Annotated in this window: 17 protein-coding genes; 12 read left to right on the top strand and 5 right to left on the bottom strand. The window is 51.0% G+C overall.

Annotated elements, in window-relative coordinates; all coding sequences use genetic code 11:
* Positions 1-41 precede the first annotated feature (41 nt).
* The 3 genes from PG062_RS14860 to PG062_RS14850 form a co-directional block, all read right to left on the bottom strand.
* The gene (locus tag PG062_RS14860) at positions 42-257 is read right to left on the bottom strand and encodes a type 2 periplasmic-binding domain-containing protein (protein WP_015566117.1); all 216 of its coding nucleotides are present in this window, start codon (positions 255-257) and stop codon (positions 42-44) included.
* A gap of 401 nt (positions 258-658) precedes the next feature.
* Complete coding sequence (locus tag PG062_RS14855) at positions 659-2,032, bottom strand: DNA primase family protein (protein ID WP_085531211.1); 1,374 nt, start codon at positions 2,030-2,032, stop codon at positions 659-661.
* The gene (locus PG062_RS14850; RefSeq protein WP_085531209.1) at positions 2,007-2,627 is read right to left on the bottom strand and encodes a CHC2 zinc finger domain-containing protein; all 621 of its coding nucleotides are present in this window, start codon (positions 2,625-2,627) and stop codon (positions 2,007-2,009) included. Before PG062_RS14850 ends, PG062_RS14855 begins: the two co-directional genes overlap by 26 nt.
* 195 nt (positions 2,628-2,822) lie before the next feature.
* On the opposite strand from PG062_RS14850, the gene PG062_RS14845 reads away from it, so the two are divergent.
* The 7 genes from PG062_RS14845 to PG062_RS14815 all read left to right on the top strand — a co-directional run bounded on the left by PG062_RS14845 (position 2,823) and on the right by PG062_RS14815 (position 10,801).
* A complete protein-coding gene (locus PG062_RS14845) occupies positions 2,823-3,953 on the top strand; it encodes a DUF6076 domain-containing protein (RefSeq protein WP_015566114.1) in 1,131 nt (376 codons plus the stop codon).
* A gap of 25 nt (positions 3,954-3,978) precedes the next feature.
* Positions 3,979-4,923 carry a DUF3658 domain-containing protein gene (locus PG062_RS14840; protein ID WP_085531204.1) on the top strand — a complete coding sequence of 315 codons (945 nt, stop codon included), beginning with the start codon at positions 3,979-3,981 and terminating at the stop codon, positions 4,921-4,923.
* A 64-nt stretch (positions 4,924-4,987) separates the two neighbouring features.
* The gene (locus tag PG062_RS14835) at positions 4,988-6,175 is read left to right on the top strand and encodes a sigma-70 family RNA polymerase sigma factor (RefSeq protein WP_085531202.1); all 1,188 of its coding nucleotides are present in this window, start codon (positions 4,988-4,990) and stop codon (positions 6,173-6,175) included.
* 77 nt (positions 6,176-6,252) lie between these two features.
* Positions 6,253-7,020 carry an ABC transporter ATP-binding protein gene (locus PG062_RS14830; RefSeq protein WP_085531200.1) on the top strand — a complete coding sequence of 256 codons (768 nt, stop codon included), beginning with the start codon at positions 6,253-6,255 and terminating at the stop codon, positions 7,018-7,020.
* Entirely contained in the window at positions 7,010-9,082 is a 2,073-nt protein-coding gene (locus PG062_RS14825; RefSeq protein WP_085531198.1) for an FtsX-like permease family protein, read from the top strand. Before PG062_RS14830 ends, PG062_RS14825 begins: the two co-directional genes overlap by 11 nt.
* A 19-nt stretch (positions 9,083-9,101) precedes the next feature.
* Positions 9,102-9,779, top strand: a complete 678-nt coding sequence (locus tag PG062_RS14820; protein WP_085531196.1) for a response regulator transcription factor — start codon at positions 9,102-9,104, stop codon at positions 9,777-9,779.
* Complete coding sequence (locus tag PG062_RS14815) at positions 9,776-10,801, top strand: sensor histidine kinase (protein ID WP_085531194.1); 1,026 nt, start codon at positions 9,776-9,778, stop codon at positions 10,799-10,801. The genes PG062_RS14820 and PG062_RS14815 overlap by 4 nt, the downstream gene beginning before the upstream one ends.
* 49 nt (positions 10,802-10,850) lie before the next feature.
* Here the strand turns inward: PG062_RS14815 and PG062_RS14810 are convergent, their stop codons facing one another.
* Positions 10,851-11,099 (bottom strand): DUF6061 family protein, encoded by a 249-nt coding sequence (locus PG062_RS14810; protein WP_085531192.1) that lies wholly within the window; start codon positions 11,097-11,099, stop codon positions 10,851-10,853.
* A 700-nt stretch (positions 11,100-11,799) separates the two neighbouring features.
* Positions 11,800-12,258, bottom strand: coding sequence for a low molecular weight protein-tyrosine-phosphatase (locus tag PG062_RS14805; RefSeq protein ID WP_270752874.1), 459 nt, complete (start codon positions 12,256-12,258; stop codon positions 11,800-11,802).
* Positions 12,259-12,671: 413 nt separating this feature from the next.
* Here PG062_RS14805 and PG062_RS14800 point away from each other — a divergent pair, with 413 nt between their 5' ends.
* From PG062_RS14800 to PG062_RS14780, 5 genes are all read left to right on the top strand, one after another.
* Positions 12,672-13,379: a LytR/AlgR family response regulator transcription factor gene (locus PG062_RS14800; RefSeq protein WP_270752873.1), complete on the top strand. Its 708-nt coding sequence runs from the start codon at positions 12,672-12,674 to the stop codon at positions 13,377-13,379.
* A 221-nt stretch (positions 13,380-13,600) separates the two neighbouring features.
* Complete coding sequence (locus PG062_RS14795; protein ID WP_270752872.1) at positions 13,601-14,668, top strand: ATP-binding protein; 1,068 nt, start codon at positions 13,601-13,603, stop codon at positions 14,666-14,668.
* Positions 14,669-14,857: 189 nt separating this feature from the next.
* On the top strand, positions 14,858-16,777 hold the full coding sequence (locus tag PG062_RS14790) for a glycoside hydrolase family 2 protein (RefSeq protein WP_270752871.1): 1,920 nt from the start codon (positions 14,858-14,860) through the stop codon (positions 16,775-16,777).
* Positions 16,778-16,855: 78 nt separating this feature from the next.
* Positions 16,856-19,870 carry a beta-glucosidase gene (locus PG062_RS14785; protein WP_270752870.1) on the top strand — a complete coding sequence of 1,005 codons (3,015 nt, stop codon included), beginning with the start codon at positions 16,856-16,858 and terminating at the stop codon, positions 19,868-19,870.
* A 267-nt stretch (positions 19,871-20,137) separates the two neighbouring features.
* Positions 20,138-21,709 carry an MFS transporter gene (locus PG062_RS14780; protein WP_114000939.1) on the top strand — a complete coding sequence of 524 codons (1,572 nt, stop codon included), beginning with the start codon at positions 20,138-20,140 and terminating at the stop codon, positions 21,707-21,709.
* Positions 21,710-22,318 lie beyond the last annotated feature (609 nt).

The following is a 22,318-nucleotide window of genomic DNA, read 5'->3' as shown; positions in this document are numbered from 1 at the left end:
GCCTATGGAGACGGGAGATGCGAGGGGCTGTTGCCGAGGCATCACTTCTCCCGTCTTTTCTGCCATACGATGTCGTAGCCAAGCACAGCGGCAAGCTCCAATACTTCCTTATATCGGATGCTTTCCCGCTGTAATTTTGCGGACAAATTGGAAACGCTGTCGCTCCATCCGTATTCGTCCGAGAGCAAGTCAACTACTTCCTGCATGGTCATTCCGGCACGGATGATCTGTGCCTTTATTTCATTGCGTACATTCATATTGAAAATTCCTCCATAATTTTGATTTGTAGTTTGGTACGATAGCTACTCTCCGAAGCGGAGCGGATGCACCGAACAGTGAAAAATCCGGCAACTCCAAAATCGTTTTATTTTTGCGGGTGCGATACTCTGTCCATATAGGCATATATCCCATTTTATTGTTCCGTGAGGTTTAGTCTGGAACAGTGAAAACACCCATTGTTCCGTGAACAGAGTACACGGTTTAGAGAAGCACGATTTGGCGAAATGGTTTCGTCCTGCGGTCAAAAACTTCGCTGTTTTCATTACCATTGATTTTCGATGTCCGAAAACAGGTCGGCTCTGAAAACCGCTGTTTCCTATAACAAGAGAGAACGGGGGGTAAATGCTGCGTACATACGTACAGAGCACGACTGGAAAAATCATTCCCGCCAGCCCTCCGGTACGTACGTACACGGCGAAACATCGTAAAATCCATTTATATGAGGTCTTGCCACAGCTTCCACGCCCATAAAGCCCCACACCCGCCGTCCGGCAGAGTTGGTGATGTTGTTGCAATGCTCCAGATTGAATCTCCCGGCATTGGCAATCATGGCGTCGCTGAAGCTGCGGGCTTTCAGCGGAGCAAGGGAATTTTCCTCGCACCACATCCGGTAGATTTCATAGAAATCCTTGGAGCTAATGGACGCATCCGCTTTACGCCGGATGTATCCCTCCGATTCCATGAAATCAAAGATATTGTTGTTGTCACGCTTGACCGCTTCCCTGTTTTCCCGGATACGGTCACTCTCCGTAAACTGAAAGTTGTTGGCAACAAGCCGCTGTAAACCCTCCAATGCCCACAGGAAGATGCCCTCGGCTTCGGTTTTCATCTTCTCTGCAAGGTCAGGATCGTCAGCTCTGTCAGTAGGCTTTTCTTTGGTAGTCAGCACAAGCTGTCTGCGGTAAAATCCGTCACTGCGGTCATACAAGGCTTGCAGATCACCGTTGCTGAACGCAAGCAACCGGGCAAACATCCAGCCCTGATAACTCTGCTTGCCTTTGCGTTCCAAATCCATCTTGCCTTGTGCGGTCACGATGGATTTTACATAGTTGGTCTGGCGCAGGGCTTCCATCCGCATATCATCATCCACGCACAGCAGAATGTGTTCCAGATCGGCACGGGCGAAGCGGTTTTCGGAAATCTTGCCGATGCTGCCGTCTTTCATATTCGTGCCAAAGATAGCAGAAAGCACAGCTCCGATTTGGGATTTGCCCTCGCCGCCGTTGCCTTTAATCACCATCATGCGCTGCCCCTTGTTGGAGGGAATCAGGCAATAGCCGATAAACTCCTGCAAAGTTGGAATGTCCTCGACGTAAAGCAACCCATCCAGAAAGTTCAGCCAGATCACCGGCGCAGTAGCATCGGGATTGTAAGCAACCGGCAAACGGCTCCGCACGATAGCCGGTCTGCCCTCGGTAAATGTGCCGTTCAATAGCAGCGTACCGTTGGACAAATGAATCCGATCCTGCTCCGGTGGAAAGTCCGGCACTTGCGCTTCCAGTTTCAGCACTTCCAGAATGTTGGTGATCTTCCGGGGGATATTGTTTACGGCACAGAATTTCAGCTTGTCGTAAATCTCCCCACGCAGAGGAAGATCGTCCGTCACTCGACCATCGGGCGTGAAAAAAGCTCCGTTTGCGAAGATGATCCTGCGCTCTTGCAGAAATTCTTCACAAAACAGAGCTTCGTTGATGTTCTGCCCGTCAAACCACATGGGCAAGTTCATATCAGGCGTTTTCCGGTTCTTCGCCATGGTGCGCCACCTCCTTTTTCTTTCGTGTGATGTACTCTTGCAGAAAAGCAATTTTGCCGTCCTGCATCAGCTTGTCCACCAATGCCACCCGTTCTTCCAGATCACCCACCGTCAGCACATCTGCCATATATTCGATATAGCAGTGCATCTGGCAGGCTTCCACAAAACGGTCATCCAGAGCATCTTCCGGTGTCTTGGGTGCGTATCGTACTTTCCAATCTTCCAGCAGATGCAGATAATTCGTCAGCACCCGGAAACACAGCATTTCATCCTCCCGTAACTGACGGATATAGGGACGCTTCGGCTTGACCATAGCTGCGGCAGTGGGCGGTTTTGGGTCAAGTCCAAAGTCCGCAGCCAGCTTTTGCGCTGCTTCATAACTGCTCAAATCGAACAGCCTTGCCACAAGGTCGATTACGTCCCCCTTGGCTCCGCAGCCGAAGCAGAAAAAATAGTCCTCATTCAGCTTCAAGCTCGGATACCTGTCGTTGTGGAACGGGCAGCAAGCCATGCCGTTGTGGCTCACTTTCAGCCCGTAGTGTTCGGCGGCTTGCTTGACGCTGATTGCCGCCTTGATGGTTTCATAGATTGTCATAGAAAACCCTCCGTTCATAATATTCTGGAAAGCACGAAGCACCCGCCGTGATTGGCAGGTGCTTCGCTCCTTCTATTATGGTTATGACGGATTTTTCAAAAAACAGGCTAATGACAGGACAATCCTGTTTCAAAAAACAGGACAACTTATCTGAGGGCGTAGATTTCTTTACATTTACATGATATAATTAGAAAAATGAAAAAACAGGACAGGAGGGCAAGCATGAATCAAGAATTGATGACATTGGATTTCTGGCAGGATACGGTCATATATGAGAGCAAAACATTTCCTGTCGGTACGCTTGCCTGTGATGCACTGAATGTTCCTGTGAATACCATTGCAAAAATAAACGAGCAATGCGAGAAAATCAATCTGCTGCTTGGAATATTAAACGCCGGACAGGATGCTTCTGCACTCTGTCCTATTGCAAAGGAAGCTGCTCTGACGATGCTTGATATTCTCAGTCAAACACCGCCGTTCTCCTATATGAATATCTCAAAGCACAGAGAACGGATTGAAAAAGTCTTTACTGTGGACAATGCGCTGAAATATGTGGAGTTTGCCATAAAAGCCGCAACCAATTCTTTGCAATTTGAAGAAATCCAGAACTTTACCGATGCGATGATGCTCCAACGCTATACCGCAGTTTTCGGGCATCTGGCATACTCCCTTGGGGAATACCAAACGGCCATGCTTGATTTTGCAGAAAAAACAGACGGCAACGAAGCAGACCGCACCGCAGAGGGTTTTGCAAAAATGTTCGGCAGCTATTTCCCGCCGGAGTTTTCCATCACGGAAGGCAATGCCTGGATGTCTACCCTGAACAATTCCGTTCAGTATGTATCCGTCATCCGTCCCGGCGAAAAAGTTGCGAAGCTGGTCAAGCGGATGCACTATGTATCCTTTGTAGGGATGTTCCGGTCTGATCTTTTTGAGGGCTTATGTGTTGGTCATGCACCGAAGAAATGCCGGATCTGCGGCAAGTGGTTTCTGACCACCAACGCAAGGCACACCAAATACTGCGGTGGCTATGCACCGGGGGACAAGCTGCACCGCACCTGTCGGCAGATCGGCAATCTGAAAGGGCGAGAACAGAGGGAACTTGCGGACGATCATCCGCTGAAACAGATTTATGAGAAGCGGCTGAATACCATAAACCGCTATATAAAGCGTGGTACTCTGGATGAAGATCTTGCGGAGGTCATGAAAAAGCTGGCAAAAGATAAGATGCTCCAGGCATTGAGCAATGTCGCTTATGCCAAGGGCGATTATGAAAAAGAAATGGGACAGGCGGCTTTGAAGAAAGAAGCACTAAAAAGAATTTGAATTTAGCTAAGAGGTGAGCAACGTTATGTTAGAAGTAGTATTTAGCGACAGTGCCGCAGGGACTATGGCGGTTGCGATTGGACATAAGGGTTTTTTAGGCGGAGCAACCAGTGTAATTATCTCTGATGGGACAGTTTCAAAAGAAGAAATAGAAAAGTTCCAGCATCAAGCAGAAGAACGGGAGCGTTCTGGTTGGGAGAATGCTATACCGTTGGAGGGAAATCGTAAGGACATAGTTAATCTTCCGTTGGCATTGTCTGTGGGCAACATCTCCGAAGCAGGAATTTGTTTGGAGCGTGAGTCGGCATTATCTTTGCTACTAAGCATACTGCCCGATATGGCATCTGAAATCGTAACTGAACTTCTCAATACATCCCGAAAGAACTATGCTACGCTACTGGAAAAAGCACAAAACGGAGAGCCGATTCGTGTTTGGGTCGGACGAGAACCAGATGATGTGTGCGGATTGTATTGGCTTCTGGAACAACTACGACCAATCGGCTTTGAAAAATTGGATGTTACCATTGTGGAGCTTCCAATGTGGGAAACAAGACCAGATGGATGCATTGTCCAGTATAACGGTTGGGGAGAAGTTGAACCTTATCACTTGGGACGGATGGCATCTCTTGGAAAGAAGTTGCCAACAAATTACCTTCGTAGTTTGGCTAACCGCTGGAGAGAACTCCAACAGGAAAATTCTCCTCTTCGTGCTGTTATAAACGGCAAACTGGTCAGCGTATCAGAAACTCTGTATGATACATTTATTCTTCGAGAATTGGATACACTGGACGACGAGTTTAAGGAAAGCGTGCTTGTTGGACAGGTTCTTGGAAAGAATCCATTAGGGATCGGTGATGGGTGGATTGCTTTGCGTGTGGAACAATTTATCAAAGAGGGACTTCTGGTCCCAATCACAACTCCTGCACCAAATGCACCTATTTATCACCGTATGTTAAAGAAAATAAAGTAATAAATAACCCATTAGTTGACCACGGGATATTTATGAGTATTACTAAACTGGAAGGAGGTGCGCTATGCTGAATGATTTTACATGGAATATGACCGGATACATACCGAAACACGCTGTCAATCCATACGGTGATGGCATCATTCCCTATGTGGCAGAGCGCATCTTCCAACTGGAGCCGGAACCGCCAGCGGTTAGCAATCCAAATGAACATATTCTGTCTGCCTTGCAGGAAAAGAATTTGCTTTATTTTTCGTTCTTCCTGCACCACTACGAACCGCAGCTCAACAAGCGCATCAAATTCTTTCTCGGCGTGGATGGCGGCGATTTGTATGACACAGACCGTTTTATAGATATAAAGCTCTCCTGTCGGGAGCAAATGCTCCAAAAGCTGATGGACTATGATCCTGCCAAGGGTGCAGAGTATGCTACCTACATTTTCCCGTTTATCCGGGATGCTATGCTCCGTTTCCGCATGGGCGAAGAAAAATGGTCGGTGTCCTCTTTGACCAATTACAAAATGGTGCGGTCAATGGCATGGCTGTACCATAACACCAAGGATGCGGTCAGCGAGTTTTCCAAGAAGTACAACTGCGAGCTTGCCCTTGCGGAAGAATATCTGAAAGTTGTCCGTGGCATCCGCAATCAGCAACTGTTCTATGTAACAGACGAGGATGGCGAGGAAACAGGCGAAGATGTTGCCCTTGACGATAGCTGGAACTATACCGACATCCTCTGGAACGGCATACAAGCAGAAAAGGTGCAGCGGGCATTTGAGAAACTGAATTACCGGGAACAGACCTTGCTTGAAAAGCGTCTTGCGATCTGCATGACCTGTGGGCGTGTCGGCTCATGGAAAGACCGCCCCACCTTTGAAGAACTGGCGGTTATGTTTGAGGGCAGCACAGCCAGCGGTGCAGAACGAGCCTATCGGAAAGCAGTAGACAAACTGACGGAACTTCTGGTTGCCGAGGATGCAATCCATGCTGTCCGGTTGAAACAGAAATCCAAAACTAAGCGCAAAAAGAAAATCGCCGCCGCAATCTACGAATACCAGGCAGACTGCGACGGCGAATGGGGCGAAATATCAGTTGATTTTGAGAACGGCACAGCAGAAATCATTCGGCTTGCTGATTGGGATACAATTAAAACGAACTGGTTTGCCAATGAGGCGATCCGGTATATTTTATCATTGTCGCCTGATGCTCTTAAAAAATATATGCTCGTCCCCCTTGAGCCGCCACTTATATCTTGAATCCTTACAACAACTGTAAGTGGTATTTGCTGTGTTCCCATGCTATCATTTTATTACAAATGATAGGAGGTATTCACATGAAACCCATTTTGAATATTGAAAATTTAACAAAAATCTATGGCAATGTGCCAAGTCAAACAAAGGCACTGAATGGGGTCACCTTCCAGGTGATGCCGGGAGAGTTTCTTGGCATTATGGGAAGCAGTGGTTCTGGTAAATCCACACTGCTCAATTGTATTGCGACTGTGATTCAACCCACAGGTGGAAGCATTCAGGTGGAGGGCGTTAATCTGCAAGCACTCAAGGGAAGGACTCTTGCAGATTACCGTGGAAAAAAAGTTGGTTATCTATTTCAGAATTTTGAGCTACTGGATAATCTGACCGGACGTGAAAATATACTGCTTCCAACTTCTCTGCATGGGGTATCCGAAGCAGAAAGCAGCCAGCGGCTGAAGCAGTTGGCTGACTATCTGGAAATCACTGATGTTCTGAATAAGTTTCCGTCCAAGATGTCCGGCGGCCAGCGTCAGCGTGTTGCGGCAGCAAGGGCTCTGATCTTACATCCCCAAATGATCCTTGCCGATGAACCGACGGGTGCGCTGGATTCTAAGAACGCAAGAAGTCTTATGGAGAAGCTGTCCGGCCTGAATCGTGACGAACAAGCTACGATCCTGATGGTAACCCATGATTCCAATGCCGCCAGCTTCTGTAAGCGCATCCTGTTCATCCAGGATGGCGTGATCTTTCATGAGCTTCGGCGTGGAGACGAAAGCCAGCAGGAGTTCTACGGGCGCATCCTGAAGGTGATGGCTCAACTGGGAGGGGGTAGCGCAAATGTTCTCTAATCTGATTTTTCGAAACAGTCGCCGCAGCCGAAAGGAAAACGGTCTGTTTTTCAGCTCCCTGGTGATTTCTATTATTGCCTTTTATATGATTCTTTCCATCTCCACACAGGATGTAATGATTTTTTTGCAGAAAATGGAGAGCGACGCAGTGAACAGGCTCTTGCTTCTGATTCCTGTGTTTTACGGAATGACCCTGGGTATTCTTTTCTTTTTGATTTACTTCGCCTGCAAGTATCAATTTGAGCGCAGACGCCACGAGTTTGGTGTCTATCTGATGTTGGGAATGCGCAGAAGCAAACTGTTCTGGATGCTTCTGGCGGAAGATTTCCTGACCAGTATTCTTGCCATGCTCATAGGCTTACCTGTGGCTGTGGTGCTTTCAGAAATTGTCAGTCTTGTCACCGCCAAGCTGGTAGGCATGGGGATCATCGGTCATCAGTTTTCTTTATCCTGGTCTGCGATTGAATGGACGCTGGCAGGATTTCTGGCAATTAAGCTGACGGCACTTCTGATTTTGAGTGGACGAATCAGCCGCCAGGAGATCGGTACTTTGCTATCCCAGCCAACGAACCGCCCCAAAAAGCAAATGCCATCTGTTATCTATGGACTGGCTGCTATATGCGGAAGTGTGATGTTGGCAGTGGCTTACTACATGGCGATTCAGGGAATTGCATGGACAAAGGTAAGTATGATGGGACTGACTTTGCTGTTGGGCATAGTTGGTACGATGCTGCTTTTCTATGGGATGCGTGCGCTGATTGCTTTGATTGTTAAGAAAGGAAAAGGAAATAAGCAGCTTCATGTATTTACCTTCCGGCAGATTCAGGAGAATGTCATTCATCAGTCAAACTCCATGGCCATCAGCTCCCTGCTGATTCTGGCGGCGCTGTGTTGTTTTGGTGCGGGCGTAGGAATTGCAGGAACGAATAACCTGTCTTCTGGCCATGTAATCGACTATACTTTTGAAGATCATACTGCAGAAGACTCATCGCAGGTTCTTCCGAATATAAAGGCAGTCCTGAAAGAAAACAGTTTGGAAAATCAATTTTCAGAGCTTTTTGAAATGAGGGTTGGGCGTATTCGCACCACAGAAGATTATGATAATGCCTACAGCATGGACGCTGTTATGGACTCTCTTCGGAGCCTGCCCCAGTCGGAAGACCGGGATGTCCTTCTGAACAATCTTGGTTATGCCACATACCCATATTTGATTTGTTTATCGGACTATAATCGTTTGTTGGAATTGTCCGGCAAGCCTGTCATTAAATTAAGTGAGGATGAAGCCGCTGTTTATATAGGTTCCGACTTTACTACTGTAAATCGTACCGCAATGCTGAACGACATACTTACTGAACAGCCTGAAACGGAACTGGTTGGCAGTCCGATTTATCTTACTGGAGAGGTTCAGTCTGTAAATTTGATTACGGATCGTTCTATTACTTTGTCCTTTGCATTGATTCTTCCAGATGAAGCCTTCCTCTATCATACCCAAGGAATGTATGATACGTATGTGAATGCGGTACTCAGTGAGCAGGCTATGGAAGGAAATAGCCTTATGACTGCCTATTCCGATCTGAACGAGAAGCTGGACAAAATAGGTATCGAATATGAAAGCTATCTTCAGAATATGGGCCGCCAGCTTTTCTACACCATAGCATCCAGTTATATTACCCTCTATCTTGCGATTGTTTTCCTGGTAGTTGCCAACACCATCGTGGGTGTTCAGTTCCTGATGAGTCAGCAGAAAACCGGGCGCAGATACCAGACTCTGATCCGCCTGGGAGCTACTTACGAAACCCTTTGCCAGTCTGCTGGAAAGCAAATTACCTGGTTTATGGGACTTCCTGTATTGGTTGCAGCTGTCAGCAGTCTGTTTGGAGTCAGGGCGTTATTTACAGGGATACTCTCGTCCCGAACCCGTGGGACAGTGGCTGAAATGATGTTTGTATCTGCTGCTATGATTTTGCTGCTTTGCGTGATAGAATATATTTATATGAGAGTGGTCAAGCACTCCAGTGATCGGTATTTGCTGACACTGATGCAGCCGCAGAGAGAAGAATAATTTGGAAGGAGGTGCTGTCGTGAAAAGAATTGCTGTTGTGGAAGATGAAGTCTATATGCGGGAAGAACTCTGCAATATGCTCCAAAAGGACGGGTATCTTGTGGAGGCAATCACCGAGTTTGAAGATGCCGCTCGGCTCTTGGCAGCCCTCCGTCCTGACCTCGTGATCTTAGACCTGAATTTACCAGAAATCAGTGGCTTTCAAATCTGCCAGGAGTTAAAGAATAAAACCGCTATCCCCATCCTGGTGCTGACTTCCAGAGATCAGGTAAAGGATGAACTGCAAGCGTTCCAGTTGGGTGCAGATGAATATTTGACGAAGCCGTGCAGAAAAGACCGACTTCTCGCCAGGGTATCCAATATTCTCAAAAGGTATGAAGGTCGTACCAACCTCATAGAGGGATTGGACTTCTTGTTGGACCAGCAGACCTACACACTTTATATTCATAACACCTCTGTGGTGCTTCCAAAAAATCAGGGAAAACTGTTGGTTGCTCTTTTGGCAAGTGGTGATGCACTGGTTACAACGGAGCAGCTTTGCATGGCACTGTGGGGAACTACGGAATACATAGATGAAAATGCCTTGCAGGTTAACCTGACCCGGTTGAAAAAAACGATGTCCGCCCTTGAAATGAAGCAGCGAATCGTTGCAGTTCGAGGAATGGGCTACCGTTTGGAAGCGGAGGTGTCTCTATGAAGCAGCTTTGGCACATGATAGAACGGTACTACCCCTGGCTTCTGTTGCTGCTGGGCGTGGATTGCTTTTGCGCTGTCATTCTTTGGATTTCTGACATTCAGGCATTTCAAACCTTGATCGGGTTAGTAGTTCTGACGAGCATCCTTTTGTTTTCAGCGATTCTGTTTGTACTAAACAAGAGGGAGAACACCCACATGGAACTGTTCCGGGATTTCCTCAGTGATCCTACCATCTGCAATGAAGAACGGCTGCTCAGTGCCATTAGTCAGAAAGAAGGAGAATCTGTCCGATTTTTGGCTTCGGTTTTACGGGAATACAAAAACGAGAGTAACAATATGGCGGATGCCCTACGGGACTATGAAGAATACGTGGAGGGCTGGGCACATGAAGCGAAAACGCCCCTATCGTTGCTGACCATGCTCTTGGATAACCGGAACGATGAAATCTCTCCTTCCCTGCAAGCAAAGCTGGATTATGTCCGCAGTCAGCTTCAGGAGGATGTCACGCAGATGCTGTACTATGCCCGGTTGAAGAGCAGTACAAAGGATTACCGATTTGAGGATGTCAATTTGAATGACTGCTTGGGTGAAGTTCTGGAGGACTATGCCCCACTTCTTGAAGAGAAGCAGTTTGTCATTCTCAACAAACTGCAATCTGAAACAGTCTATACAGACCGTAGAGGACTTCAGTTTATGTTGGGACAGATCGTTAGCAATGCCATCAAATATAGCAGCGATAGTCCCATGCTTACGATTTCCATGATACATTCGGAGACCGCAGATATCCTTTCTGTTGAAGATAACGGCATTGGCGTAAAAAAATATGATCTGCCGTACATTTTTCAAAAGGGCTTTACCGGGGATTCTACTGACAGCAGAAAGAAGGCTACCGGTATGGGACTTTACCTGGTTAAGAAGATGGCCGACGATCTAAATCTTCATCTGGAAGCTACTTCCCAGTGGGGAAAGGGCTTCAAGATTGTCATCTTCTTTCCTAAATTGAGATCCAACGGAGGGAAATAATATAAACAGAAAAACGCCCGCAGGATTTTCTCCTGCGGGCAGCGTGTTGTCAGCTATCCAAAGGCTTGTATTCTGTTACAGTTTTCAGATAGGTTTCGGGATCGCCATTCAATATCAAGTCAGCATATGCTATCGGGTCATTGTAGATCAAATAATCCAACTCTGACCGCTGATACATATTGTCTGCAATCTCGTTCTCAACAGCGATAGTGTCAATCGCAATCATTCTGCCGTCCCTGAATTTCAGTTCCACACAGCAATTATCCATAGTGTAAGCACAAGATATTAAGGTTTTCATGGTATGTCCTCCATAATTCGAAATATAAAGCGAAAATCCCGTCTGACTTCCTGTTAGAAATCAGACGGGATTTGTCCGTATGCACCCCGGAAACCGTCAGCTAACAGTTGATAAGTAAATTAGTTCCTTATCACTGTTAAGCCAACCAACAACAGGCTTTTTCTTGTTTTGGGTACAGTTGGGCAGACCTGACAAAATTTACGGTTTATCGTTGGTCTATACACCCCTGTCGTAGTTCTCCGACCCGGAAGGCCAGAGGTTCGAATCCTCCCGGTCGCGCCAAGAGCAGCACCTTGTGGGGTGCTGCTCTTTTTGTTTTGCATAGATTTTATGGAGCAGTAAAAGAGCGGATTCGAACAGCCCGTGCCCCGCGCTTTGCGTCCCGCGGGGCAGAAACGCCCCAGTGGGGCGTTTCTAGGGCGCGGCTTGGCGAATCCCTTCGGGCACACTCAAAAACCTCATTGCAATGTGTTTTTGCAATGAGGTTTTTTCTTTAATGTTATTCTGGTTTTAGAATCATTTTAGCCGCATATCATCTGCCGCATCCATGTACTGACCTTTTGCCAGCCGTTCGTTTCTCAGCCGATTTAAATTATCGAAACATTCGCTCTATAAAGCAATAAAATAGCAAGCGCATCATCGCTGGTTTTCCTCTTCTCAGGGGATCCATGTGCAACATAAAGCGCTTGCTATTTTCATTTTACTTTTTTTCCGTTAACTCTTTCAACAATGCCCGGCACCCAATGTTGACATCCTGCCAGGTGGCTTCAAAATCACCGGTATACCACGGGTCAGCCACATCGCCGCTTTGCCCGGCGTGCGCCAGCAGCAGCGAGCACTTTCCTTCCGGGTCGCCGCCGCAAATGCGGGCCATGTTGCTCAGGTTCATCCGGTCCATTCCGATCAGGTAACCAAACTCCTCATAATCCTTGCGGGTCATCTGCCGGGCCGCATGTCCATCGCAGCGGATGCCATGCTCCGCCAGTTTGCGTCGGACCGGTGGATACACCGGGTTGCCCAGTTCTTCCCGGCTGGTTGCTGCGGAAGCAATCACGAACTCATCTTCCCGCCCCGACTGTCGCACCAAGTCTTTCATCACATACTCTGCCATCGGGCTACGGCAGATATTGCCGTGGCAAACGAATAATATTTTTGTCATCCCGTCATATCCTTTCAAACATCTTGAAGCCGCAATATTACTGTAATCCGTTATTTTATTTTTTCTTTTCAATCTTGTCCCCAAATTACGCATTTTCCATAAATTTCCACTCAAGTTACTGGCAAATGGTGTAATATGTAATACATGGTATAACAGCTGCAGCAAACCTCCGCCTGTTTATCCCGGCATTCTTCTTGCCCCGCCCGCCGCCAAAAGCTGCCTACAGGATACCACACGCAGCGCTAAATCACAACCAGATTCCCTGCACCGCCCCGTTTTCTGCAAAATTCTCTTGCAAGGTTTCGCACCGCCAACTATAATGTATTTATATATTATAAGTAAAGGCGCATGGCACAGCCGTTTTCCGGGCTTGCCGAGTGCTTTGGATTCCAAACAGAAAGGGGGGCCGCCCGATGCCTCGCATTGCCGTGGTGGATGACCAGCCGGATATGCGGCAGCAGCTGTGCAGCATGATTGACCAATACAGCCGCGAGAACAACTGTATGCTGGAAGTTACCACTTTTTCGGACGGTGCCCAGATCATAACCAACTATTGCAAGGGGTTCGACATCATCTTTCTGGATATTGAAATGCCGGAGCTTGGCGGCATGGACGCTGCCGAGCGCATTCGCACGGTGGATCCGGATGTGGTGCTGGTGTTCGTTACCAACATGGCACAGTACGCTATTCGCGGGTATGAGGTCGACGCCCTGGATTTTGTGCTCAAACCGGTCAATTATTACCAGTTCAGCACCAAGCTGGCCCGCGCTTTGCAGCGGGTGCAGCGCCGCAAAGGCGGGCAGATTGCATTACAGACCGCTGGGGGCGTGCAGCTGCTGAACACCGAGGACATCTACTGGCTGGAAACGCGGGACCGTATGCTGCATTACCATACCTCCACCGGGGTATGGTCCGTGCGTTCCAGCCTGCAAAATGCTGAAAAGCAGCTGGCCCCCTACCACTTTGCCAAATGCAACCAGTGTTACCTTGTCAATCTGCGGTATGTGCGGGCGGTCCAGAACGATACGGTCCAGGTTGGGGAGGACCGGCTGGAGATCAGCCGCCGCCAGCGGGCTGCCTTCCTGGCTGCGGTCGCCGCCTATGTTGGGGGTGCCATGTAATGCTGCCAAATCTCCAACAATTTCTTTCTCTTCTTGTCTGTGGGATACAGCTTTGGGGCGCAGCACTGACCTACTGGCTCCCGCTCCGGCACTCGCCGCACTTTTGGCAGCGGGCGCTGCTTTGCCTGATTCCTTCCATTCCCCTTTCCACATTTTTATTATGGGCGGATCACACGCCTTTCTCGCTGTTCCTGCGGGCGGGGGCGTATATTCTGTTTTGTATGTGGATGATTTTCGCTTCCCACAGCTGCACCCAGTTGGACTGGTCCGGCGCCAATTATTGCGCCATCTGGGGAATTTTGAGCGCCCTGACGACATTTGAGTTATGGCAGCTTCTTGTCTGGTGCCTGGCACAGGTAAACATATTCCTGCCATTGGATCAGCCCTCTGCTTTGCTGCTGCAACTGCTGTTTTTTGCCGCTGCGTACTGCCTGCTGCGGGTAACTGTTGCCCATTCCATGCCATATGAAGGCAGCTACCACATCGGTCCCCGCCAGCAAATCAGCGCTATTATTCTGGGCGGCATGTTCGTTCTGCTGTTTTTAACAATGCAGACCGTCACCAACACCGGAGTATCATGGGAAACTTCTATCTTCGTTGTTGTCCCCCTGGCACTCTGCCAGCTCTACTGCATCACCCTTTTATATTTGCAAACTGAACTGTTCAAAAAGGCGGCCATGGAAAAAGAGATGAACTCGCTGAACATGCTGTATGAACGCCAGCGCCAGCAGTATCAGGTGGCCAAGCGGAACGTACAGATCATCAACCGCAAATGCCATGAGCTGAAAGTTCAGATCGCTGATCTGCGCCGCATGGCCCCCAACGCCGCGCTGCAGCAGAGCCTGAACGAAGCCGAAGCCGCCGCCCGGCAGTATGACGCCAGCACCCAGACCGGCAGTGAGGTTTTGGATGTTGTGCTGACCGAAAAGAGCATGCTGTGCGAAGCCCACCACATCAGCATCAACAATGTAGCGGACGGTACCTGCCTGCACTTTATGGATCCGGCCGATCTGTACGCTCTGTTTGCCAACGCACTGGATCATGCCATTGAGTTGACCCGCAAGCTGCCGGAGCCGGAAAAGCGGATGATTGACCTGCTGGTCTGCAGGCGGCAGGGGTTTGCTGTTCTGAATATCATCAGCGCGGTGCCCGATGGCCCGGATCCTGGCCGCGAAACCTGCGATGAGTTAAAGATCGTCAAGCGCATTATCCAGAAGTACAATGGTTTTTTGACTACCGAATCCAACGGTGGATTTTTTGCGATAAAAGCCGTTTTCCCGGTCCAATAAAGTTCCCTCAAAATTTCAGGTATAAGATTTACGCCCTTGCATTTGTACATATTGCACAAATGTAAGGGTTATTTTTTTGTCAGGCAAAAACCGTTTATTCCACGCAAATGACCGATTATGCAAAACCCATTGCGACCTTTTTCGCTGTTCGTTACAATAATAACAGCAAAAAGAAAGGATGGCTGCGCCATGCGAGAAATTACCAAAATCATGAAGGGTTGGGAATTCACCGGCCCCGACGGCACCACCACAACGGTGGACCTGCCGCACACCTGGAACGCCCGCGACGGTCAGGACGGCGGCAATGACTACTGGCGCGGCACCTGCATCTACCGCACCCGTTTCGCTGCTCCCCAGTTTAACACCGCCTCCCATCAGGTCTGGATTCAGTTTGACGGCGTCAACGCCAGCGCCCATGTGGTTCTGAACGGCTCCCCCGTCTGCAACCACGACGGCGGCTACTCCACCTTCCGCGCCAACATCACCGAACTGCTGCGGGATGAAAACGAGCTAACCGTGGAAGTCGACAACAGCAAAAACGACCGCGTTTACCCCCAGAAAGCTGACTTCACCTTCTATGGCGGCATCTACCGCGATGTCAGCCTGATGGTGGTCAGCAAGAACCACTTCACCCTGGATTACTTCGGCGGCCCCGGCATCCGCATCACCCCCACTGTGCAGGGCGCAGATGCCAGCGTTCAGGTTACCACCTGGCACGACGGCGAAGGCGAAGTGAGCATTGAGTTGCTGGACGCTGCCGGCAACACCGTTGCCACCGGCAAAGGCCCCGACATCACCCTGACCATCTTCAACGCACACCTGTGGAACGGCGTTAAGGATCCATACCTGTACAGCTGCAAGGCCCGCCTTGTGGTGAACGGCACGGTGGAAGATGAGACCACCACCCGCTTTGGCGTGCGCAGCTTCAAGGTTGACCCCAAGAAGGGCTTCTTCCTGAACGGCAAGTCTTACCCGCTGCACGGCGTTTCCCGCCATCAGGACCGCAAGGGCCTGGGCAACGCCATCACTCGCGAGATGCACGACGAAGACATGGCCCTGATCAAAGAGATCGGTGCCAACACCATCCGCCTGGCTCATTATCAGCACGACCAGTACTTCTATGATCTGTGCGACGAGGTCGGCATGGTTGTTTGGGCCGAGATCCCCTACATCAGTGAGCACATGCCCAACGGCCGCGAAAACACCATCAGCCAGATGAAAGAGCTGATCATCCAGAACTACAACCACCCCTGCATCGTCTGCTGGGGCGTTTCCAACGAGATCACCATCTCCACCAAGGACAAGAAGGACATGCTGGATAACCACCGCCAGCTGAACGACCTGTGCCACGAGATGGACAAGACCCGCCTGACCACCCTGGCCTGCTACGCCATGTGCGGTCCCTTCAACCGTTCGGCCCACATTACCGATATGGTCAGCTGGAACCTGTACCTGGGCTGGTACGTTCCGGGCTTTATCTTGAACGACCTGTGGATGGGCTTCTTCCATCTCTGCTTCCCCAACCGCCCGTTCGGCTACAGCGAATACGGCGCGGAGGGCATGCCCAACCTGCACAGCACACACCCCCACCGCGGCGACCACACCGAAGAATACCAGGCCAAGTACCATGAGTACATGCTGCGCTGCTTCAAGCGCCACCCCTGGATGTGGGCCACCCACGTTTGGAACATGTTTGACTTTGCTGCAGACGCCCGTGACCAGGGCGGCGAGCCGGGCATGAACCACAAGGGCCTTGTGACCTTTGACCGCAAAACCAAGAAGGACAGCTTCTATCTGTATAAAGCATGGTGGAGCGATGAAGCCTTTGTGCACATCTGCTCCAAGCGCTTTGTGGAGCGCACCGGCAGCACCGCTACCGTAAAGGTTTATTCCAACCAGAGCACCGTTGCCTTGTATGTAAACGGCAACAAGGTAGGCGAGCAGACCGGCGAGCATGTTTTCACCTTCAAGGTTCCCCTGAACGGCGAACTGCACATTCAGGCCGTGGCTGGTGACCGCACCGATGAGTCCGTCATCCGCCATGTAGATACCCCCAACCCGGAGTACAAGTTGCACAAGACCAAATCCAAGAGTGCAAACTGGGTATAATCTATTTTGAACACTCTGTATTTTGTTCTTGCTTAATACAGTTTGTTATAGAGCATTTTCTAACAGGAGGAGAACACAATGAGTAAGAAACCCAAAGTTGGGATGTGGTCCGGCCTGACCGCCGTTACCGCCGTCCTGACCGCAGGCGCCATTGTAGGCACGACGGTTGCGTTCCATTATACGACCACCGTTAATAACTACCTGGACGCCGACACCTACAAGATCATCAGGGGCGACAGCGACGAAGACACTGAGTACTTCAAGAGCGATTTCACCTCTGATGAAGAGCGCGAGTCCTATGAGGCTGAGCTGTGCGCACAGGTTGAAGCCGAAGGTGCAGCCCTGCTGAAGAACGACAACAACGCCCTGCCCCTGGCAAGCGGCGCAAAGGTCAGCCTGTTCGGCCACGGCTCCGTGGACCTGATGTACGGCGGCACCGGTTCCGGCTCCGTTGACACCAGCAAGGCTCCCAACTTCAAGCAGGCTCTGGAAGATCAGGGCATCCAGGTCAACAGCACCCTGTGGGATCTGTATTCTTCTGACGATATGATGAAGAACTACAGCCGCATCACCCCGGCTGCCATCTCCGATACCCTGGAAGCCAACACCCAGTACGCTGTGAACGAAGCTCCCTGGAGCAAGCTGTCCAGCGCCGAGTCCAGCTTTGCTGACTACGGCGATGCTGCTATCGTTGTGTTCTCCCGTTCCGGCGGCGAGGGCGCTGACCTGCCCAGTGGCGAAAACGGCACCAATGATTCCTGGATCAAAGGCCAGGAGGGCGACGGTAACTACCTGGCCCTGTCCGCTGAAGAAAAGGAACTGCTCCAGAACCTGAAGACCCTGAAGGACAACGGCACCTTCAAGAAGATCATCGTTCTGGTCAACTCTTCCAACGCCATTGAGATGGATTTCCTGAACCCGGAGATCTGCGGCGAGGATTACGGCATCGATTCCGCTATGTGGATCGGCGACGTGGGCCAGACCGGCATCAACGGTGTTGCCCAGCTGCTGGCTGGCGAGGTTACCCCGTCCGGCAGCCTGGTTGATTCCTACCTGTATGACAACATGGCCAACCCCGCCATGTACAACTTCTACACCCAGGCTTACCCCAACGCAGCAGATTACAACCTGCTGACTGATGGCCCTGATGTGCAGGGTATGTACAGCGTGTATCAGGAAGGCATCTACCTGGATTACCGTTACTACGAGACCCGCTACGAGGACGCTGTTATGGGCACCGGCAATGCCGGCGACTACAACTGGTCCACCACTGTTGCCTTCCCCTTCGGCTATGGCGACAGCTACACCACCTTCGAGTACAGCGATTTCAACGTGACCGAGTCTGCTGATGCTTTCAATGTCACCCTGAAAGTCACCAACACCGGTTCCACCTACTCCGGCAAGGAAACCGTTCAGCTGTACTTCCAGAGCCCCTACACCGATTACGACAAGGCCAACGGCATCGAGAAGGCTTCTGCTGAGCTGTGCGGCTTTGCCAAGACCGATATCCTGGCTCCCGGCGCTTCCGAGACTGTCAACATCACCGTTGACAAGAGTGAGCTGCGCACCTATGATGCCAATAACGCCAAGACCTATATTGTTGACGCCGGCGACTACTACTTCACCGCTGCCACCGATGCACACAATGCTGTGAACAACATCCTGGCTGCCAAGGGCTACACCGTTGAGAACACCGATGGCCGCATGACCGCCGATGGCGACGTTGCCCTGACCTACAAGTGGACCAACGCCGCTCTGGACAGCACCACCTGCGCCACCAGCGAAAACGGCACTGCCATCACCAACCTGTTTGATGAAGCAGACCCCAACAAGAGCAGCAGCGAACCCGGCGAAGTTACCTGGCTGAGCCGCTCCAACTGGGTTGCCACCTTCCCCACCCAGCCTGTTGTGCTGAACGCAACCCAGACCCTGGCTGATCACCTGGCTTTCACCCGTTACGACGGCAGCAAGGCTGACAGCGTTGAAATGCCCACCCTGGGCGCTGACAATGGTCTGGCTCTGGTTTCCATGATCGGTGCCGACTATGACGATCCCCAGTGGGATACCCTGCTGGATCAGCTGACCTTCAACGAGATGGTCAACACCATCACCCTGGGCTTCCACAACACTGCCGCTGTTGAATCCATCGGCAAGACCCGTACCAAAGACGAAAACGGCCCGCAGGGCCTGACCGCAGCACTGACCGGCGGCGCTTCCGCTATGTGCTACACCTCCGAAGACGTTATGGCCGCCACCTTCAACGTTGACCTGATCAACGATGTGGGCCGCTGCATTGGCGAAGACTGCCTGGCCATGGGTTACTCTGGTCTGTATGGCCCCGGCATCAACATGCACCGCACCGCTTACTCTGGCCGTAACTTCGAGTACTATGCTTCTGATCCGTTCATTGCCGGCACCATCTGCGCTGCCGAAGTCAACGGCATCCAGTCCAAGGGCGTTTACGTTTACCTGAAGCACGTTGCCCTGAACGACTCTGAATCCAGCCGCCGCGGCGTGAACACCTGGCTGAACGAGCAGGCTGCCCGCGAAATCTACCTGGAAGTTGCCGACAAGGCCATCACCGATGGCGGCGCCTGGAGCGTTATGACCGGCTTTAACCGCTGGGGCGCTTACTGGTGCGGCGCTTACGATAACCTGCTGACTGGCTTCCTGCGCGGCGAACTGGGCATGCGCGGCATGATCATCACCGACTACTCCGGTTCCAGCAAATACATGGATCTGGCCGATGGTCTGATTGCCGGTTCCGATATCTGGGATAGCCCGGACCCGACCATCCACACCACCCTGGCTCCGAAGTACGAGAACGATGCTTACATCGTGACCGAAATGCGCGAATCCATGCACAAGATCCTGTACACCGTTGCCAACTCCAACGCTATGAACGGCTGGTCCTCCGCTGACCGCCTGAAGGTCATCACCCCGTGGTGGAAGACCGCCCTGTACGCTCTGGACACCGTTCTGGCTGTTCTGACCGTGCTGTGCATCTGGCGCTTGGTTGTTGCCATCAAGCGCAAGAAGACCTGGACTGCTGAGCAGGCTGCCAACACTGCAAGCGCTCAGAATCAGCAGTAAGGTTTAGGGCAACACCGCACAATTCCCGCCTTGCGGCTTAAGCACCGCTCCGGCAGCTGCGGCACGGCATCTGCGTTGCCAAAATGCTCGATAAGACATCCAGTATTATCTGCGCTTTTGGCTTGGCATCTGCCGCACCTCGCTCGCCGTATCGGCACTTAGAATTATGCGGTATTGCCTTAGCCTCCGCATCTTCCCCCTTTTGAATCGTTTATGCCCCCGCCCGTTTCGGGGCGGGGGTCTTTGTTATGAAAGGAGAATGCCCCCATGAGTGAACAAAACTCTGCGGCGTCTGCCAGCGTCAACCGCGCCAAGCCTTACCAGCTGATGCTGTTCCCGCTTAACAACGGCGCTACCAACGTGTACTATGTTCTGGTGCTTTCCTACATTGCCACTTTCGGCAGCAAGGTTCTGGCCCTGAGCATGATCTTCGCCTCCGTGATGGTCACCGGCATGCGCCTGTTTGACGCCATTACCGACCCTATCATCGGTGCCCTGATGGACCGCACCAACGGCAAGTTCGGCAAGTTCCGCCCGTTTATGGTCATCGGCAACCTCATCATGGCTGTCAGCATCCTGGTGCTGTACTGCCTGACCCCGCTGATCCCCGCCTCCATGGAATGGGCACGTTATGTTGCCTTTGTAGCCCTGTACGCCATCTGGGTCATCGGCTACACCTTCCAGACTTCCTGCACCCGTTCCGGCCAGACTGTTCTGACCAATGATCCCAAGCAGCGCCCCCTGTTCACCATCTTCAACACCGTCGGCTCCCTGCTGGGCATGGGCGCCATGCAGTTCTTTGCCCCCATCCTGGCCAAAAACTATGAAGGCGGTTACGCTTCCGCCGGTTTCTTCCGCACCCTGGCTCCTGTCGGCATCGTGATCTCCATCGCCCTGACCATCCTGGCTGTCATCGGCATCTGGGAAAAGGACCAGCCGAAGTACTTTGGCATCGGCGGCCAGAAAACCGAAAAGATCAAGTTTGCCGAGTATGTTGCCATCATCAAGGGCAACAACCCCATGCAGCGCCTGATGGTGGCTGGTGCAGGCTGCAAGCTGGCACTTTCCATTGCCACCAACACCACTGTTCTGTGCATGCTGTACGGCTGCATGATGGGCAACTATGATGGTCTGTACCTGCCCATGATGGTTCTGGGCTATGTGTTCAGCGTTCCCTTCTTCCTGCTCACCGTCCGCACCAGCCAGAAGAAAGGCCAGAAAGCCAGCCTGATGCGCTATGTCAGCGTTGCGCTGATCTGCTACATCGGCGTTCTGGTGCTGCTGCTCCTGTGGGGCAAGGGCGATGCCTTCACCCTGTCTCTGATGTCTGACGGCAAGGTTTCCATCAACGTTTACACCATCCTGTTCATCGCTTTGTTCGGCATTGGCTATGGCGCTTATTACGCTACTGCCGATATGCCCATCCCCATGGTTGCCGACTGCTCTGACTACGAGACCTACATCTCCGGCAAGTATATCCCCGGTATCATGGGCACTCTGTTCAGCCTGGTTGACAAGCTGGTTTCCAGCCTGTCCGCTACCGTGGTCGGCGTGGCCGTCAGCTTTATCGGCCTTGACAGCCTGCCCACCCAGTACGACCCGTACACCCCCGGCATGAACGTGGTTGTTATCGTTCTGTTCTGCGTCATTCCCATGATTGCATGGACTGCTACCCTGCTCGCCATGAAGAACTACAGCCTGACCGGCGAAAAGATGAAAGAGATCCAGGCCGTCAACGCCTGCCGCCGCGACGCTGTTGCGGGCGGCATGAGCCTGGAAGACGCCATGCAGAAATGGCAGACCATCGACCAGCTGCCGGCCCAGTACCGCGCAAACTAATTTTTCTGTTTTCTCCTCCTCTGATACCGGTTTGATTGCGCCGGTTATTTAACTGAAACACCGGGTGCCATATGGTGCCCGGTGTTTTGTTTTGCCGCTAATCAAACGTTTCTATTCCATCAAAACAGCAGGCGGGATCCCTGCCTCAAGGGGGAGCCCGCCTGCTGCTGTGGCTGTATGTTGTAAGAGAGAGAAATGTAAGAGAATCTTAATGATAACTGTCTTGTTTTACCGATACATCATTCAGCCACATTCCCGACATTTTTCTGCGTTAATACGGTCGATTTTCTCCTTGATCATATTTCCAAAAGTCTTATCGTCAAGTTTTACACTTTTTTCTGCCGCCACAGATTTGTCAGCAAATGCATCAAAACATATGTTCTTTATATGAGATTGTATTAAAACAGAAAGCCTCCGGCTGCTCGCACAATGCAGCCGGAGGTTTTCTGTTAAATTCCCAATCCATCCAAAATTGATGGCAAAGTAAGGAGGCTTGTGTTAGAATAAAATCAGCTTATGCTTTTTCGCTCTGCATGGCGGCAGTCAGCTTTCTGGCGGCGAACACCAGCACAACAGCGGAGGTGAACAGGCTCTGGATCCAGACGCCTG

The organism is Gemmiger qucibialis (assembly GCF_027689445.1).
Classification (GTDB): Bacteria; Bacillota; Clostridia; order Oscillospirales; family Ruminococcaceae; genus Gemmiger; species Gemmiger qucibialis.
This window is presented reverse-complemented; position numbering and strand designations above follow the sequence as displayed.